The following is a 15,739-nucleotide window of genomic DNA, read 5'->3' on the forward strand; positions in this document are numbered from 1 at the left end:
GATGTCCGGCCAGGTCCACAGCTCCTTCTACCGCTTCGTCGCGCTGGCCGACCCGCAGCGCGTCGTCGAGCGGCTGCGCGAGCTGGTTCAGGACCAGGGCCTGGGCGGCAACATCCTGGTCGCGGCCGAGGGCATCAGCGGCGCGATCGGCGGCCCGCCTGAAGTGCTCCACGCCTTCGAGGCGGCGCTGCAGAGCGACCCGGTCTTCCAGGGCGCCTTCGCCGGCATGGACTTCAAGCACAGCGCCTGCACAAGCAAGCCCTTCAGCCTGATCAAGGTTCATCTGAAGCCCGAGATCGTCGCCTTCGGCATCGAGGGCGTCAGCGGCCTGCCCGATGCGGCGCGGCCGGACAGCCATGTGTCGCCGGCGCGCTGGCGCGAGCTGCTCGACGAGCCCGATGTCCTGGTGCTGGACAACCGCAACAGCTTCGAATACCGGCTGGGCCATTTCCGCGCGGCGGTGGACCCTGAGGTACGCAACTTCCGCGACTTCCCCGCCTATGTGCAGGCTCATGCCGAGGACTGGAAGGCCCAGGGCAAGCGCATCGCGATGTACTGCACCGGCGGCATCCGCTGCGAGAAGACGGCCGCCTGGATGCAGGAGCAGGGCCTGAGCGTCTACCAGCTCGAGGGCGGCATCCTGAACTACTTCCGCGCGATGCCGGACGCGGAGCGCGACTGGCAGGGCGAATGCTTCGTCTTCGACAAGCGCATCGCGATCGACAGCCGGCTCGAGGAGACCGCGACGACGGCCGAGCAGGTCTATGCCGACGAGCCGGACGGCGCCTGGCGCCTGGCGCGGGCCAAGCGGCTGGACCCGGGCGCATGAGGACGACGCTGCGGCCCTTTCTGCTGCTGTTGACCGCCCTGCTGAGCAGCACCGCCGCGCTGGGGCAGGAGCAGCAGCATGCCGGCGCGCCGACCATGCGCTGGATGGTGCAGGACATCCCGCCCGCCTTCAGCTACCCGACCGGGCGGCCGCCGCAGCGCGTCAGCGATCTGGGCAATGGCGAGGTCGACGGCTTTCTGCGCCTCTTGATCGGCCAGATGCCGCAGTACCGCCACGAATTCGTCGAGGCCGGCCTGCCGCGCTTCGAGGCGCTGGTGCGCCAGGGTCAGGGCTTGTGCTCGCTGCTGCATGTGCGCACGCCCGAGCGCCTGTCCTGGCTCTATTTCACCCATCTCTATCCGCCGCTGCTGTCGCGCCAGCTGCACGTCGTCGTGCGCAGCGACCGGCTGGCGCGCTTCGAGGTCGACGGCCAGGCGCTGCAGCTGTCGGAGCTGCTGCGCCGGCGCGACATGGTCGGCCTGCTGCCCAAGGACCGCGCCTTCGGGCCGCGCATCGACGCGCTCTTGCTGGCGCAGGGCGAGCGGGCGCCCAAGCGCGTGGTCGCCGGGCGCACGATGAACCTGCTGCCGATGCTGCGCGCCGGCCGCATGGACTACACGCTCGAATACCCGGCGGTGCTGGCCGAGTTCCTGCACGGCGGCAGCGGGGGCGGCGGCAGTGGCGGCGATGCCGACCTGGTCGCGCTGCCGATCGCCGAGGGCCGCAGCACGCCGGTGGCCACCGCCGCCTGCGGCCGCAACCCCGAAGGCCGCCGCGCGATCGAGGCGATCGACGCGGCCGTGCGCCGCCTGGCCCAGGACCCGCAGCGCGAGGCGCTGCTGCGCAGCTGGCGCGGCGATCAGCAGGACGAGCAGGACCGCCAACGCCTGCACCGCTACATGGACGAGCGCGCCCGCGGCGGCGCGCAGATCGAGTAAGGAAGGCCGCGATGAGCCGGCCGCCCAAGCTGGCGCAGCTGCCGATGCTGGACGGCGTCGGCGCCAGCGCCGTCGCCTGCCCGCCGGGCCCCTGGCCGCTGGCCCTGGACTTCCTCGCCGAGCGCCTGCCGCGCGTCGAGCGCCAGGACTGGCGGGCCCGCATGGCGCGCGGCGAGGTGCTCGACGCCGCCGGCCGGCCACTGGCGCCGGACACACCCTACCGCGCCAACACGCGGCTCTATTACTACCGGCTGCTGGCGCACGAGGACGCGATCCCCTTCGAGGAACGCATCCTGTTCAGGGACGAGCTGCTGCTGGTCGCCGACAAGCCGCATTTCCTGCCGGTCACGCCCAAGGGCCGCTATGTGCAGCAGACCCTGCTGACGCGGCTGAAGAAGGCGACCGGTCTGGCGACGCTGACGCCGATCCACCGCATCGACCGCGAAACCGCCGGCCTGGTCCTGTTCAGCATCCGCCCCGAGACGCGCGATGCCTACCAGTCGCTGTTCCGCGAGCGCGCCGTCGCCAAGGTCTACGAGGCGATCGCGCCCTACCGGCAAGATCTGGCCCTGCCGATGGTCTACCGCAGCCATCTGCGCGAGCGAGCGGGCGATGCCTTCATGCAGATGGAGGAGCTGTCCGGCGAGCCGCCGAACGCCGAGACGGCGATTGCCCTGCTGGAGCGGCTGCCGCAAGGCCTGGCCCGCTACGAACTGCGCCCGGCGACCGGCCAGAAGCACCAGCTGCGCGCGCAGCTGAGCGCGCTGGGACTGCCCATCGTCGGCGACCGCATCTATCCGACGCTGCAGCCGGAGCAGGCGGTGCCGGACTACCGGCGCCCGCTGCAGCTGCTGGCCAGGGAGATCGGGTTTGTCGATCCCTGCAGCGGGGAGCGGCGGCGCTTCGAGAGTGGCTTGCGGCTGGGCTGCTAGCGATCGGCATCGACGTCGTGCTTTGCCCCGGCCTGGCATTCACAGATGTCGCTGCCAACGTGATACTTGCGCGGACATCCACTGCCAGCGCTCAGCCCATGCGAATTCGCCCCGCCGTCTCCGCCGATTTGCGTGCCATGTTCGAAATCCGGACCAGCGTACGGGAGAACGAGATTTCGCTGGAGGAGCTGGCCACCCAGGGCATCACGCCGCAGACCCTGCCCGACATGCTCGACGAACGCGCGCGCGCCTGGGTGGTCGATGAGGAGGGCCAGGTGATTGCCTTTGTGCTCGCAAGCTCCGTCGAGGCGCGCATCGTGGCCATGTTCGTGCGCCCCGGCCACGAGCGCCGCGGTCTGGGCCGCAGGCTGATGCAGGAGGCCGAGGGATGGCTCTTCGCCGAAGGCTGCAAGGAAATCTGGCTGGTGACGGACGACGACGAAAACATCCGCGCGAACGGTTTCTACCGCCACCTCGGCTGGACGATCGACGACACTGTCGACGGGCCGCTGCGATTCATCAAGCGCGCGCCGGCTTGTTGAACCGCCTCTTCCGGCCGGCGGGCATGCCCTTGCAGGACGTCGATGGCAGCAGCCGCCCGAGCGGCGTATCGTGGCGAACCGGGCACCACCGCCCAAGGAGGGTTGCCATGCACACCCTGGTCATCATCGAGCGCTCCTCCGACATGCTGGACCTCCGGGATCCCGGCACCAAGCTCGTGCTGCCGCCCTTCATGGGCAATCCCGGCTACCGGCTCGACATCTGGGGCGAGGGTTTCCCGGATGCGGCGATGGTGGCGGGCGGCAACGGCGGCCTGCTCGGCGCGGTGGCCCTGGCATCGGCCTCGCGCACGCACCGCCGCATCTACGAGTTTGCCGAGCAATGCCTGGACGAGGATCGCCTCGTCGATGTCGTGAAGATCCAGATCCTCTTCATGTTTCATCGCTCGCACCGGCGCAATGTGCGGGCCATCGTGAAGGCGATCCGGCTGCTCAACAACGATGCGCGCTGGCGCAAATTGCCCGACCGCTACCGGCGAGCCTTGCGCGCCTGCCGCATCGTGCTGATGTCCTGCGAAAGCGGCATCGAGATGAATCCCGCCGATGCCACGCGCTACCGCTCCTTCGCCAATCAGTTCCATGACCTGCGCATCGCCAGCGCGGTGACCTTCCGCCTCGAGCAGAAGCCCCCGCCGGCCCGGCCACCGCAGTTCTGGGATCCCTTCATCTACACCTTCAGCACCGGCGATTTCATCCACGGCGGCACGCGGCTGCATCCGAACCACGTCAGCTTCGTCAGCTTCACGAACACCGGCGTGCTGGGCCAGGGTGACGACGAGCATGTCGATACGATTCCCGGGCAGACCAGCGCCGAAACGCCGGCAGCCGGCAAGGTGCATAAATACGAAGGGGCCAACTACGTCGGCAGCCTCGACGTAGCGGCCGGCGCCGACTACGACGCCACCAGCGACGCCTTCTGAAGCCCGGGCCGATCGCGCCTGTGGTGGACGCTCTACAAGGACGGACGCCTGAACTCGTTCTCAATCCATGCGCTTGCGCTGGCCTCGTTGAGCCGGAAGCCGGCCGGCACGCGAACCTGGGCCAGTTGCGCGTCCTGTTCGTCCCGGGCGCTCAGGAGCGCATAGGGATTGTCCTCGTCGGGCACGACGTCCAACAGGACCCTGATGCGGCCCGCGGCCGTGTCCACTGCGAGGCTCTTGTGCAGCTGTGCATGCAGTTGCTGCTCATGCCGACGCAGCACCTCGGAGGCCGTCTTCACCAGGGTGTGAAAGGCCGCGGCATCCAGCGGCTTGGGGTTCTTCTTGTCACGCCCCATGGTCCACGGCCCCACCAGGGCCGGTTCGGCCTCGCCGGCCAGGGTCATGGCCACGGCCCAGCCCTCATCGTCCTCGTTCTTGATGACCCGGGCCGTCCAGCGCTCATCGCGCCACAGGCGTGGCTCCTGAATGGCGGTTGCTTCTTCGTCCGAAAAATCTGCTGTGTTCATGCGCTCGAAGACCAGGTTGGAGACCTGGCTAGGCGGCGATGGCGGCGGCGCGTCCGGCCTGCACACGCACCTCGCCGAAACCGGCAAAGACATGGCGCGATTGCTGGCCGATGCGAATGTCGTGCACGCCGGTGATCATGCCGGTCGAAATCACATCGCCGGCCCTCAGGATCTCGCCCTGCTGGGCTCGCTTGTTCAATGTGAATGCCAGCGCGCCCAGGGGCCCGGCCTTGATCGCGCTCTTGCCGCGACCGACCGATTTACCATCGATGAAGGTCTCGACCTCGATCGCTTCCAGCTGCTGCCAGTTCTCGATGGCAGGACCGACGACGACGCCCCAGTTGTTGCCAAAGTCCGAGATGACGGCGCCGGGGCCTAGGTCGTTCAGGGTGGCCAGCGGACTGCTGGCGACCTCGACACCGATATGCATGGAACGCACCAGCGGGATGACGGAATCGGCCGTCCAGTCGCTCTTGCCCGCCGGCGAGTCGGCCGCGACGACGATGACCACTTCGGCCTCGACGGCCGCAAACCCACCGTCGAATACCGGGCAGTGCGCGATCTCATCGTTCTGGAGCTGATGGACATTGCGGGCGAAGGCCGGGCCGATCAGGCGCTCCTCGGGAAACTGCGCCGAGAAGGCAGGCGCCACGCGTGCGACCTTCCAGCCCTTGATGGCGTCGGGCCAGGCGGCAATCGCGGCCGCCTGCACCTGGTAGGCGGTCTCGAGGTTGGCCGGTGGTGTTCCGGGATAGCGGTCGAGCGACCGTCCCGCGGCGCGAGCCTCGGTGAATCCTTTGGCGATTTCCTCCGGGCTCGTGACGTCCAAACTGCGCTGATCGGGCTGCAAGCTTCATCCTCCGTGCAAACTGGCCTCATGGCGAAGGGCCCATTCTCCGCGAAGTGCTCGATCCCCCGCCGAGGCCGGCGCGCGCAGAGCAGCGTTCGACCTAGGCCATGCCCGGATTGCCTTGCGCGCCGACGAGCTTGGGCGTGTTGATGCGGCGCGGCTTGAGCTTGGCGCCCTGCTGGCTCTTCAGCCAGCCCTCGACCAGGTCCCACACCGGCTTGCTGCCGCTCCTGGCCGCTTCCTCGGCGACCGGCGCCCAGCCGGCGACCTTGTAGCTCTTGCCCGCCTCGATGGGCTTGCCGCCCAGGCGCATATCGCTGATGCGAGCGCCCATCTTGGCCCCCGGCGTGCAGGTGTAGCTCAGGCCGCCGACGCGCACCATGTCGCCGCCCTGCTGGTAATAGGGGTCGGGATTGAAGAGGTTGTCGGCCACGTCCTCGAGCACGGTCTTGATCGTCTCGCCGCTCATCTCGCTGACGGTGGTGTGCGGGTAGGTGATCGCCGTCTGGTCCATCAGCAACTCGCGTGTGATCGTCTGGCCCGGCAAGAGGCTGGTGCCCCAGCGGAAGCCCGGCGAGAAGGCGATCTCGGCGCCCTGCACGTCCATCAAGGCGTCGCAGAGCAGCTGGTCCCAGCTGCCATTGAAATTGCCGCGGCGATAGAGCAGGCCCTCGGTGACGGCCAGCGGCTCGTTCAGCTTGGCGAGATAGGGGGCGCGCACCTTGCTGATCAGCTCGGCCATCGCCGCATCGGCGGGCAGCAGATTGGCGAACACCGGCAGCAGCTTGTACCGGATCTCGGCGGCGCGGCCGTTCTTCACCTGCACATCGAGCACGCCCAGGAACTTGCCGTTGCTGCCGGCATTGGTCACCAGGGTCTGGCCGCCGCGGTTCCTCACCGTGACCGGCACCGGCACGCCGTCATGCGTGTGGCCGCCGAGGATGGCGTCAAGACCCGACACCTTGCTGGCCAGCTTCAGGTCCACATCCATGCCGTTGTGGCTCAAGAGCACGACCACTTGCGCGCCCTTGGCCCGGACCGCGTCGATCACCTGCTGCAGCTCCTGCTCGCGGATGCCGAAGCTCCAGTCGGCGACCAGATAGCGCGGGTTGGCGATCGGCGTGTAGGGGAAGGCCTGGCCGATGATGGCCACCGGCACGCCGTTGATTTCCTTCAAGGTGTAGGGCGCGAACACCTCGTCGCCGAAGTCATTGGTCTTGACGTTGTGGGCGACGAATTCGATCCTGCCCTTGAAGTCGTTGTCGACGATCTGCTTGACCCGCTCCTGGCCATAGGTGAACTCCCAGTGGCCGGTCATCACGTCGACGCCCAGCAGCTTGCAGGCCTCGACCATGTCCTGCGCGTTGGTCCACAGCGCGGTGGCCGAGCCCTGCCAGGTGTCGCCGCCGTCCAGCAGCAGCGCGCCGGGGCGGCTGGCCTTCAGGCGCTTGACCAGGGTGGCCAGATGGGCGAAGCCGCCGACCTTGCCATAGCGGCGCGCGGCGCGCTCGAAATCCAGATAGGTGAAGGCGTGCGCCTCGGCCGTGCCGGGCCGCAGGCCGGCCGCCTTCAGCAGATGTTCGCCGACCAGATGCGGCAGACGGCCCTTCTGATCGTCGAAGCCCAGATTGACGCTGGGCTCGCGGAAATGGATGGGCAGCAGCTGCGCATGGCAGTCGGTCATGTGCAAGAGCGAGACGGCGCCGGCACCCTTGAACGGTGGGGCGAGCTCATAGGGGTCCGCTGCGGCCGCATGCGCGGCGCGGGCATTGAAGCCGGCCACCGAGGCGGCGCCGAGCAGCTGGACGAATTCGCGTTTGCTGAGGTTCATGATGAGACTGCTCCATCGGGAATGCGGCAGCGCCAGAACCCGGCAAGGCGCAGGGTTCCGGCTTCGCCGGCCGGCGGCGCCGCTGAATGCGGGATTACTGGTTAACGGGCGACTTCGGGTCGAGCAGCAGCGCCATCAGGTCGCGAATCTGCCCTTCGTTGAGCACGCCCGCATGGCCGAAGCGCGGCATGCCGGAGCAGGCGTTGTAGGCCTTGGCGTTCCACAGCTTGCCCCAGGTGTACTTGACGATGGCCTCGCTCTCCGGCGCGGCCGGATTGGCGACGCCGCGGATCTTGCCGTACTGGTAGAGGCTGGGACCGATGGTGCCGAAGCTGATCTCGGCCTTGCTGATCTGGTGGCAGTTGTAGCAGTTGCCGCCGCTGGGGGCGCCGGCGGCGTCGGTCCAGGTCATGCCGCGGCCGTTCTGCGCCAGCTTCTCGCCTTCCTTCCAGTCACCGAGGTACTTGCCGTCGCTGGGCCACTTGACCGTGGCCAGCTGGGCCGCCTCGATCTTCTGCGCGACCTCGGCCGGCGGCGGCGTCTCGCTGGAGCAGGCCTTCTGCGCGGCGTCCTGCTCGATGCGGTCCAGCTTGGCGATGCCCTGCTCGCGGAAGGAGCTCTTCACCATCGCCAGCGCCGCGGCTTCCGCCTCGGCCTCGCTGGGGCCGCTGCTGGCCATGCCGGCGCAGCCGGCGATCAGGACGGTGGCGGCAATGCCGCCGATCAGCACATGGTTCTTCTTCATCATCGCTCGCCCCTCTTCAGCGCTTGATCGAGGGCGCGATCGACGCGGCGCCCTTGCTGTTCACACCCATGTAGGTGGCCAGGGCCACCGTCACGTCCGAGGCATAGCCCGGATAGGGGAAGCGCTGCTGACGGAAGCAGTCGTTGAGCCGTCGCTGCAGGCCCCACAGCTCACCGCTGGAGACGCGGTAGGCAGGCCAGGCCGCGAAGCCGACGCCATCGCCGGGGTTCTTGTTCAGGGCCGGCAGGTCCTGCAGGCGGATGCGCTTGCCTTCCTCGCTGTGGCAGGAGGCGCAGGCAAAGTCGTAGGGGCCGCCGCGGAAATAGAACAGCTTCTTGCCGGCGGCATACATCTTCTGCTCTTCCGGATGCGACTGCGGCAGATTGAACTTCAGGCCGCGCGACTCGGACGAGATCCAGGCGACCAGGCCCTCGATATTGGCCTGCTCCTCGCGGCCGAAGGGCGTGGCGGCGATCTTCTTCGCGTCCAGGCCCTGCAGCGTCTCCATGCAGCTCAGCAGGCGCGACTCGAGATCCTGCACGCGGCCGGTGTCCTTGAAGTAGCGCGGCAGCTCGACGAAAGCGCCCTTGACGACGCCGGGACCCTTGCCCAGATCGCATTGCTCCAGCGACGCGTTCTTGGGACCGCGCTTGGTCTTCCACAGGTCTTCGCCCTTGGCCTCGAACAGCTCGGCCGGATTGCCGTCGGCCAGCATCGCGCGGTATTGCGCGATCGCGTCGGCGGACGAGGTCTGGGCCTGCGCAGCGGCGGCGATCATCATCGTGCCGCTGGCCAAGGCAAGAACGGTTAGGCGCATCGTTGTCTCCTCTTGTTTCGTCGTCTCGGGCGCGGGGCTCGCTCAGGACACGACGGCTTCGTCGCTGCGCTTGTCGCCCTTGTTGTCGACCCACTGTACCGTGATCTTGTCGCCGGCCTTGGCGCCCTTGACGGTGAACTGCAGGAAGGGGTTCTTGGACACGGCCGGGCCCCACTGGGCCGTCATCACCGTCTTGCCGTTCAGCTGCGCCGTCACATCGGTGATGTGCCAGGCCGGAATCGTCTTGCCGGCCGCGTCCTTGCGCTGGCCGGTTTCCATCTCGTGGCTCATCAGCACGCGCACGACTGCGTTGCCACCTTGCGCCTGGGCGCGGATTCGCATCGGATCTGCCATTTTGTCGCTCCTAATCTCTCGTATTCGGTATTGAACTCAAGTCTTTCGCCGGGCCGCCCCAAGAAAGACTTGAGCCGATGTCGCTGCCGGTCAATCCGGCAGCGATCGGCGTCCCCTAGGGGGACCGCCCGCGTACCCGCGGGCGAGGGGCTCACATCAACCGCCGCAGCCGCCCAAGGTTACTTTGACCTCTTTTTGCGCGAACAGCACCTTGTTGTCGGCCGTGATTGCGACGGCGTAGACGTTCGAGGTCTGGCCCATCTTGACGCGGGTGGACATCGCCGGCTCGACGGCATCGGTGACGTCGAAGGAAGCGGTCAGCACGGCCGGGTTCTTCTCGACCAGCAAGAGCAGGCGCTTGACGCCCGGCGCGGTGCTGGCGGCGGCCAGCGGCACGACGGCGCCGTTCTCGGCGATGTCGGGGCCGGTCAGCGTGACCAGCGGGCTCTCGACCGGCTTGGCGATGCCCATGGCCTTGGTCAGCTCGTCGATGGTCTTGGCATCGAAGGCGGCGCGGTTGAGGCCCTCGGCGCGCGCGCCCATCGGCAGCACGCCGGCCAAGAGGCCAGCGACCACGGCGCTGTGTTTCATCAGGTCTCGGCGATTGGTCGTCGTCATCATCATCGTCATCATCTCCAGCAGAAGTCCTAATTGTCAGGGTTTGGCGCCGTCCGCCAGCCAGGCCGCAATCATGGCCGCATCGGATTCCGGTAATTCCTGCGCAGGCATCGGGATGCTGCCCCAGACACCGGTGCTGCCGCTCTTCAGGCGCGCGAGGAAATAGTCGCGCGCATCGCTGCGCTCCTTGTACTTGGCCGCCACCTCGCGGAACGCGGGGCCGACGACCTTCGTCTCGATCTGGTGGCAGGCCAGGCAGGCATGCTGGGCCAGCAGGGCCGACACCGGCTTGGCCGGCGCGGCGGCGGCCGTCGCATTGGCGGCCTTGGGCTGCGTGTCGACGCCGCGCTGGGGGCCGACCAGGCGCTGCTGCTGGGACAGATTGCCGTGCGCATTGCGGGCGAAGTCGGGCAGCAGCGAGGCGACCTTCGGTTCGCTTTCCTTGTCAATTCGGCAGTTGCTCATGCAGGCGCTGCCCTGGGCGTCGGGTTTGGCCCTCTTGCTGAACTCCTTGCCCGGCCACATCGCGTGATCGCTGGTCTTGCCCTTGCGATTGGGCAGGCGCTGCTGAACCTCGGCGATGTTCTTGTCAGACAGCTCGCCATCGGCCGGCAGCACATCGGCCAGCGAGAGCAGATAGGCGGTGACCGCATAGACCTCGTCCGGCTTCAGGCTCTTCGGCGCCGTCCAGGGCATCGCGCGGTTGATGTAGTCCCACAAGGTCGACACATGCGAGACCTTCATCAGCGTCGTGCGGCCGGGGAAGCTCGGATCCTTCAGCCGCGCCACATGGCCGGTCCTGATGTCGTCCTTGCTGGTGCCGCCGACCAGGGCCGAGAACACCTCGTTCGATTCCCCGAACACGCCGTGGCAGCCGGCGCACTTGGCTTCCCACAGGTCCTGGCCCTGGGCGACGGTGCCGCGGCCGGCCGGCAGGCCCTTGAAGTCGGGGCGCACATCGATGTCCCAGGCCTTCAGCTCGTTCTGGGTGGCCGTGCGGCCGATGCCGGGGAATTTGTCCGTCTGGGCCTGGGCGGCACCGCAGAAGACGAGCAGGGCGAGCAGCAGCTTAGGAGAGCTGAACATTCTTCACCTCCCCCGACTCCTGCACCAACCAGGTCTGGATGCTGTTGTTGTGATAGATCGAGCGGCGGCCGCGCACCTCGCGCAGCTGGCGATAGGTCGGCTGCACATGACCGGTCTCGTCGGTGGCGCGGCTCATCACCAGGGCCGGCTTGCCGTCCCAGGTCCAGGGCAGATTGAAACGGCTCAGGCAGCGGTCCAGCACCGGCGTCTCCAGGCGGGCCGGCTTCCAGTTCTGGCCGCCGTCGACCGAGACGTCGACCTTGGCGATCTTGCCGCGGCCCGACCAGGCCAGGCCGCTGATGTTGTAGAAACCCTTGTCGAGCAGGATCTGGCCGCCGCTGGGCGTGGTGACGACGCTCTTCACTTCCTGGATCGAGGTGTACTGGCGGTGCTGCCCATCGGGCATCAGATCGACGTAGTGGATGTCCTCGTCCTTGGTGGCATAGGGCTGGTCGCCGACCTCGATGCGGCGCAGCCACTTGACCCAGCTGACACCCTGCACGCCCGGCACGACCAGACGCAAGGGATAGCCGTTCTCGGGTCGCAGCATCTCGCCGTTCTGGCCATAGGCCAGCAGCACCTGGCCGCTGGTGACCAGCTCGATCGGGATCGTGCGCGTCATCGCCGAACCGTCGCCGCCCTCGGCCAGCACGAAGCGGGCGCGCTTGGCGTCGAAGCCGCACATATTCAGCACGTCGATCAGGCGCACGCCGGTGAACTCGCTGCAGCTGAGCATGCCGTGCGTGTACTGCACGGTCGGCACGGCCACATTGCCCCACTCCATGCCGGTGTTGGCGCCGCATTCGATGAAGTGGAAGCGCGACACGCTGGGCAGGCGCATCAGCTCGTCCATCGTGAACACCATCGGGCGCTTGAGCATCTGCTCGTCCGAGCCATTGACCATCAGCCGGTGCTGGCTGGGGTCGATGTCCCACCAGCCCTGGTGATGGCGCTCGAAATGCAGGCCGCTGGGCGTGACGATGCCGAACAGGCCCTGCAGCGGCGCGAAGGAGACCGAAGCCTGGCGCGTCGGCGTCAGGCCCGGGCTCTGGCGGCGCTGCAGATTGGCCTCGAACTTGGACGGATGGCCATAGCCCTCCAGCGCGACCGGCTGGCCCAGGGCCAGCGCATGGGGCGGCAGATTGACGATGGCCGGATCGTCGGCCTGCTGGGCGCGCACCGCACCGGCCGTCAGCGCCGCGCTGGCCGCGGCGAAGGCGCCGCGCAGAAAGCCGCGGCGCTGCGCCGGCGTGGCCGCCAGCTGCTCGGCGCTGAGCAGGTTCTCGGGCGCGCGGCGCAGGCGTCCCGGGCGCGTGGAATCGTGGTTGGTCATCGTTGGGGTGTTGGCTTCAGGCCCGCGAGGGGATCAGGCGCTCGGCCGGCTCGACGGCGGCCGGATCGTCGATCTCGATCGCGATCTGGGTGCAGACGGCCCGGCACAGCGCCACCGCGCGCTCGTTCTGCACGCGGTAGAAGATCTGCTGGCCCTCGCGGCGGCGCGCCAGGATGCCGGCGCGATAGAGCTGGCTCAGGTGCTGGGACATATTTGGCTGAGTGGTCGCGATCTCCTGCAGCAGCTCGCCGACGGTCTTCTCGCAACGGCACAGCGCGCTGATGATCTTCAGCCGCATCGGTGTCGACATCAGCGAGAACAGTTCGGCGGCGATCTCGTAGACGCGCTCGGCCTCGGCCGGTTCTGCGGGTGGGAAGGAGGTCTCGGACATGAATATGCGAATATAAGCAATTACTAATTTAAAGCCGGCCGCCGGCCGTCCGGCCTGGGACATACCCGGATTTCCGTGCATAGCGCACGGCGACCGCCCGCGGGCACAATCGACCGCCTATCGCCCGCACGCTCCGGCACGCCGTCCTTTGAGTACCTCGAGTACCCGTCCCGACTTCCGCAGCAGCGGCGCCGCGCGGCGCCTGGGCTCGATGCGGCGGCGCATGGCCGCGGCCGTGCTGCTGCTGAGCCTGCTGCTGGTTGCCCTGACCGATGCGCTGCACATCGCCAACGACGCCCAGTGGCGCCAGCTGGTGCTGGATCGCCACATGCTGTCGATGCTGCTGCGCGATATCGCCCTGGTGCTGCTGCTGAGCCTGTGCCTGTGCCTGGCGCTGGACCGGCTGCTGCTGCGGCCGCTGCGCCGGCTGGCGGCCAGCACCGAGGCCTTCGACCCGACGCGGCCACCGCCGCTGGCGGAGCTGGTCGCGGCCGAGCCGCCGGCGGCCGAGCCGGCCGAGCTGCAGCAGATCTCCGATTCGATCAGCCGCGTGCACCAGCGCCTGTGGCTGCAGCTGCGCGACGAGCAGGACCGCGCGGCCCAGCTGCGCGCCGAGATCGAGCGCCAGCAGGAGGCGCTGCAGCAGGCGCGGCAGGCGCTGGAGCTGAAGAGCCGCGAGCTCGGCAGCCTGAGCCGGGTCGACACCTTGACCGGCCTGCCGAACCGGCGCGAGTTCGACGAGGCGCTGCGGCGCGAATTCAAGCGCGCCCAGCGCCTGCGCAGCCGGCTGGCGCTGGCGGTGCTGGATCTCGACCATTTCAAGCGCTTCAACGAGGTGCACGGCAATGTGGCCGGCGACGTCGCGCTGAGCCGCTTCGCCGGCCTGCTGGCCGAGCGGGTCAAGCGCGATACCGATCTGGTCGCGCGGCTGGGCGGCGAGGAGTTCGTCGCCCTGCTGCCCGGTTCGGGCATCGAGGAGGCGGTGGCGCTGCTGGAGCCGCTGCGCGAGGAGCTGCGCGTGCTGGCGCTGCCGCAGCCGGCCTTGGGCCCCGAGCGGGTGCTGACGATCAGCATCGGCCTGGCGGCTTACAGCCCGGCCCATCCCTATCTGAGCCCGCTGGCCCTGCTGCAGGCGGCCGACGAGGCGCTCTACATTGCCAAGCATGCCGGCCGCGACCGGATCAGCCTGGCCTCCAGCAAGCCGAACTGATCAGCGGCCGTGCTGCTCGGCCTGCTCCAGCTGCTCGGCGACGCGGCGCGCCGCGCGCAGCACCAGGGTCTCGTCCAGCTGCGCCTGCGGGGCGATCGCCGCCGCCACTTCTTCGAGCCGCTCGGGCTCCTGCTGCAGCGCCCAGGCCAGGGTCGAGATCGCGCTGACGCTGCGGCGCTGCAGCGCCTCGGGCATCTGCAGCAGGCCTTGCACCTCGACGTGGTGGCGCACGCTGGCGACGGCCGCCGGCGCCAGGCCCCAGCTCTCGCACAGGGCGGCGCCGAGCGCATCGTGGCTGACGCCGAAGGCGGTGTGCTCCAGCTGGATCAGCTCGGCGTCCTGCCGGGCGGCGCGCAGCATGGCCGGGTAATGCGCCGGCGCATGGCGGTACAGCACCGCCTTGCCGCATTCCTCGAACAGGCCGGCCGAATGCGCGGCCCAGGGGTCAATGCCCAGCATCTGGCCCATGCGGCCCATCATCAGGCCGCGCAGCGAGGCACGCTGCCAGACCGGCTCCAGCTCGGGCGCCGGCGGGAAGGCCGCGCGCAGGCCCATCTCGAACGTGATCGCGGCCACCTCGCGCATGCCCAGATAGGTCAGCGCCTGCTGCACCGTCTGCACGCGGCCGCGCAGGCCGTAGAGCGAGGAGTTGACCGCTTTCAGCACCGCGGCGGCCAGCGCCATATCGCTTTCGACCAGGGCCGAGATCGCCTGCAGGTCGACGTCCTCGGCCGCCATCAGCAGGGACAGCTTGACCAGCACATCGGGCTGGGTCGGGATCTCGATATCGAGCGAGCGCAGTTGCGGATCGACGGGCATGGCGGTCAGGGGGCGGCTGGATCAGGAGCGCAATGGTAGTTCAGCGCAGGAAGGCATCCCAGCCGGTTTTCAGTATCAGCGCTGTAACGACGACCACAAACATGCCGCGCACGAAGCCGGCGCCGCGCGCCAGCGCCATGCGGGTGCCGATCAGGCTGCCGACAATATTGGTGACGGCCATCACCGCCGCCACATGCCACCAGACATGGCCCTTCCAGGCAAACAGCGCCAGCGCGGCCGCATTGGTAGCCGTGTTCATCAGCTTGGCGGTCGCCGAGGCGTGCAGGAAGTCGTAGCCCAGCAGGCGCACGAAGAGGAAGACGAAGAAGCTGCCGGTGCCAGGGCCGAAGAAGCCGTCGTAGAAACCGATCATGAGGCCGATCGGGCCGGCCACCAGGGTCTCGCGGCCACCGTGGAAACGCGGCGCATGCGAGCGGCCCAGGTCCTTGCGCGCCAGCGTGTAGAGCAGCACCGCCAGCAGGATCAGCGGAAGCGCCTTGCGCAAGCCGCCGGCGCTGACCAGGGTGACGGTCCAGGCGCCGGCAAAGCTGCCCAGGAGCGCGATCGCGGCGGCCGGCAGCAGCGCGCGCCAGTTCAGCTCGACCCGGCGCGCGTACTGGCCGGTGGCCCAGGCGGTGCCCCAGACCGAGGCGCCCTTGTTGGTGCCGAACAGGGTGGCCGGCGCGGCCTGCGGAAAGACGCCGAACAGGGCCGGCACCAGCACCAGGCCGCCGCCTCCGACGACGGCATCGACGAATCCGGCCAGCAGCGAGGCCAGCGCAACGGTAAGCAGTTCCAGCATGGATGGGGAGAGGGACTTGGAGGGCTCGAGCCGGGCCCGCTTGCCGGACCCAAATAAAACGGGCGCGGGAGTCTTGGCTCCGGCGCCCGCGAATTGTGACAGTGTCACTTTTATTCGTTGCTCTTGCTCTGCGTTTGGTTTGTCTCCTCAGCCCCGCCTCGCGATTCGCCCACTTGC

18 protein-coding genes are annotated in these 15,739 nt (G+C 68.5%); 6 read left to right on the plus strand and 12 right to left on the minus strand.

The window, feature by feature from the left end; genetic code table 11:
* Nucleotide 1 precedes the first annotated feature (1 nt).
* The 5 genes from trhO (at nucleotide 2) to QWJ38_RS01855 (ending at nucleotide 4,179) form a co-directional block, all read left to right on the plus strand.
* Complete coding sequence (trhO, locus tag QWJ38_RS01835) at nucleotides 2-829, plus strand: oxygen-dependent tRNA uridine(34) hydroxylase TrhO (protein ID WP_290357331.1); 828 nt, start codon at nucleotides 2-4, stop codon at nucleotides 827-829.
* Nucleotides 826-1,767 (plus strand): hypothetical protein, encoded by a 942-nt coding sequence (locus QWJ38_RS01840; protein ID WP_290357332.1) that lies wholly within the window; start codon nucleotides 826-828, stop codon nucleotides 1,765-1,767. Before trhO ends, QWJ38_RS01840 begins: the two co-directional genes overlap by 4 nt.
* A gap of 11 nt (nucleotides 1,768-1,778) precedes the next feature.
* On the plus strand, nucleotides 1,779-2,699 hold the full coding sequence (locus QWJ38_RS01845; protein WP_290357333.1) for a pseudouridine synthase: 921 nt from the start codon (nucleotides 1,779-1,781) through the stop codon (nucleotides 2,697-2,699).
* Nucleotides 2,700-2,797: 98 nt separating this feature from the next.
* Nucleotides 2,798-3,241, plus strand: coding sequence for a GNAT family N-acetyltransferase (locus QWJ38_RS01850; RefSeq protein ID WP_290357334.1), 444 nt, complete (start codon nucleotides 2,798-2,800; stop codon nucleotides 3,239-3,241).
* 107 nt (nucleotides 3,242-3,348) lie between these two features.
* Nucleotides 3,349-4,179, plus strand: coding sequence for a hypothetical protein (locus tag QWJ38_RS01855; RefSeq protein ID WP_290357335.1), 831 nt, complete (start codon nucleotides 3,349-3,351; stop codon nucleotides 4,177-4,179).
* A 32-nt stretch (nucleotides 4,180-4,211) separates the two neighbouring features.
* Here QWJ38_RS01855 and QWJ38_RS01860 read toward each other — a convergent pair whose 3' ends face one another.
* From QWJ38_RS01860 to QWJ38_RS01905, 10 genes are all read right to left on the minus strand, one after another.
* Nucleotides 4,212-4,706 carry a hypothetical protein gene (locus tag QWJ38_RS01860; RefSeq protein ID WP_290357336.1) on the minus strand — a complete coding sequence of 165 codons (495 nt, stop codon included), beginning with the start codon at nucleotides 4,704-4,706 and terminating at the stop codon, nucleotides 4,212-4,214.
* A 28-nt stretch (nucleotides 4,707-4,734) separates the two neighbouring features.
* Entirely contained in the window at nucleotides 4,735-5,556 is an 822-nt protein-coding gene (locus QWJ38_RS01865; RefSeq protein WP_290357337.1) for a 2-keto-4-pentenoate hydratase, read from the minus strand.
* Between the two features lie 100 nt (nucleotides 5,557-5,656).
* Nucleotides 5,657-7,387, minus strand: coding sequence for a thiosulfohydrolase SoxB (gene soxB / locus QWJ38_RS01870; RefSeq protein WP_290357338.1), 1,731 nt, complete (start codon nucleotides 7,385-7,387; stop codon nucleotides 5,657-5,659).
* Nucleotides 7,388-7,481: 94 nt separating this feature from the next.
* Entirely contained in the window at nucleotides 7,482-8,135 is a 654-nt protein-coding gene (soxX, locus tag QWJ38_RS01875; protein WP_290357339.1) for a sulfur oxidation c-type cytochrome SoxX, read from the minus strand.
* A gap of 13 nt (nucleotides 8,136-8,148) precedes the next feature.
* Nucleotides 8,149-8,949, minus strand: coding sequence for a sulfur oxidation c-type cytochrome SoxA (gene soxA, locus QWJ38_RS01880; RefSeq protein ID WP_290357340.1), 801 nt, complete (start codon nucleotides 8,947-8,949; stop codon nucleotides 8,149-8,151).
* A gap of 42 nt (nucleotides 8,950-8,991) precedes the next feature.
* A complete protein-coding gene (soxZ, locus tag QWJ38_RS01885) occupies nucleotides 8,992-9,303 on the minus strand; it encodes a thiosulfate oxidation carrier complex protein SoxZ (RefSeq protein WP_290357341.1) in 312 nt (103 codons plus the stop codon).
* A 156-nt stretch (nucleotides 9,304-9,459) separates the two neighbouring features.
* Nucleotides 9,460-9,927, minus strand: a complete 468-nt coding sequence (soxY, locus tag QWJ38_RS01890) for a thiosulfate oxidation carrier protein SoxY (RefSeq protein WP_290358039.1) — start codon at nucleotides 9,925-9,927, stop codon at nucleotides 9,460-9,462.
* A gap of 30 nt (nucleotides 9,928-9,957) precedes the next feature.
* Nucleotides 9,958-11,007, minus strand: a complete 1,050-nt coding sequence (locus QWJ38_RS01895) for a c-type cytochrome (RefSeq protein ID WP_290357342.1) — start codon at nucleotides 11,005-11,007, stop codon at nucleotides 9,958-9,960.
* Entirely contained in the window at nucleotides 10,991-12,340 is a 1,350-nt protein-coding gene (gene soxC, locus QWJ38_RS01900; protein WP_290357343.1) for a sulfite dehydrogenase, read from the minus strand. Before soxC ends, QWJ38_RS01895 begins: the two co-directional genes overlap by 17 nt.
* Nucleotides 12,341-12,356: 16 nt before the next feature.
* Nucleotides 12,357-12,731 (minus strand): ArsR/SmtB family transcription factor, encoded by a 375-nt coding sequence (locus QWJ38_RS01905; RefSeq protein ID WP_290357344.1) that lies wholly within the window; start codon nucleotides 12,729-12,731, stop codon nucleotides 12,357-12,359.
* A gap of 148 nt (nucleotides 12,732-12,879) precedes the next feature.
* On the opposite strand from QWJ38_RS01905, the gene QWJ38_RS01910 reads away from it, so the two are divergent.
* Nucleotides 12,880-13,941 carry a GGDEF domain-containing protein gene (locus tag QWJ38_RS01910; RefSeq protein WP_290357345.1) on the plus strand — a complete coding sequence of 354 codons (1,062 nt, stop codon included), beginning with the start codon at nucleotides 12,880-12,882 and terminating at the stop codon, nucleotides 13,939-13,941.
* Here the strand turns inward: QWJ38_RS01910 and QWJ38_RS01915 are convergent, their stop codons facing one another.
* A complete protein-coding gene (locus QWJ38_RS01915; protein ID WP_290357346.1) occupies nucleotides 13,942-14,760 on the minus strand; it encodes an HDOD domain-containing protein in 819 nt (272 codons plus the stop codon).
* 40 nt (nucleotides 14,761-14,800) lie between these two features.
* Nucleotides 14,801-15,562: a sulfite exporter TauE/SafE family protein gene (locus tag QWJ38_RS01920; RefSeq protein WP_434063929.1), complete on the minus strand. Its 762-nt coding sequence runs from the start codon at nucleotides 15,560-15,562 to the stop codon at nucleotides 14,801-14,803.
* Between the last annotated feature and the right edge of the window lie 177 nt (nucleotides 15,563-15,739).

This window comes from Roseateles violae (assembly GCF_030410485.1).
In the GTDB taxonomy this organism is placed as follows: domain Bacteria; phylum Pseudomonadota; class Gammaproteobacteria; order Burkholderiales; family Burkholderiaceae_C; genus Roseateles_D; species Roseateles_D violae.